The sequence below is a fragment of the Denitromonas iodatirespirans genome (genome assembly GCF_018524365.1).
Taxonomy (GTDB): domain Bacteria; phylum Pseudomonadota; class Gammaproteobacteria; order Burkholderiales; family Rhodocyclaceae; genus Nitrogeniibacter; species Nitrogeniibacter iodatirespirans.
On record NZ_JAEKFT010000133.1, the window covers coordinates 1 to 548 of the forward strand.

The following is a 548-nucleotide window of genomic DNA, read 5'->3' on the forward strand; positions in this document are numbered from 1 at the left end:
AGTCAGCGTGTGCGCAGCTTCCCGGCGGTGGCCGGGGTTTACTACTGCATGGCGCTGAGCCTCTACCCCGAAGCGGCCTACGAGGAAGTGTTCGCAGTGATCTCTCAGGGTCTGGCCTGGGCGCGCTCGGCCCCTCAGCCGGCCACCGTCGGAAAATCCTCGATCAGCGCCTTGCGCAGCAGGATCGGGCACCCGCCCTTGCGCACGCTCATGTCACAAGCCTGTGTGCCGCTCGCTGACGCCAAAGCGCATCCGGCTGCGTTCTACGCCGGCCTGCGCCTGATGGCCATTGACGGGAGCAATTTTGAAGTGCCCGACGAAGTCGACAACGTCGAGCAGTTTGGCTACCCCGGCAGTCGCACCGGCCAGGCGGGCTATCCGCAAGCCCAATGCGCCGTGCTGGTCGAATGCGCGACCCACGCCATCATCGACGCCAACATCGGCCCCTACCGGGTCAGCGAATGGGATGTGTGCGAGCCGCTGCTCGCAAGCCTTGCGCCGGACATGCTGCTGATGGCCGATCGTGGCTTCACCGGCTATCTGTATTG

1 protein-coding gene is annotated in these 548 nt (G+C 65.1%); it reads left to right on the forward strand.

The genetic code is table 11. The features are described from left to right. Window positions 1-548: transposase domain-containing protein (locus tag I8J34_RS24270; RefSeq protein ID WP_214364195.1), on the forward strand; the 548-nt coding region annotated here is incomplete at both ends.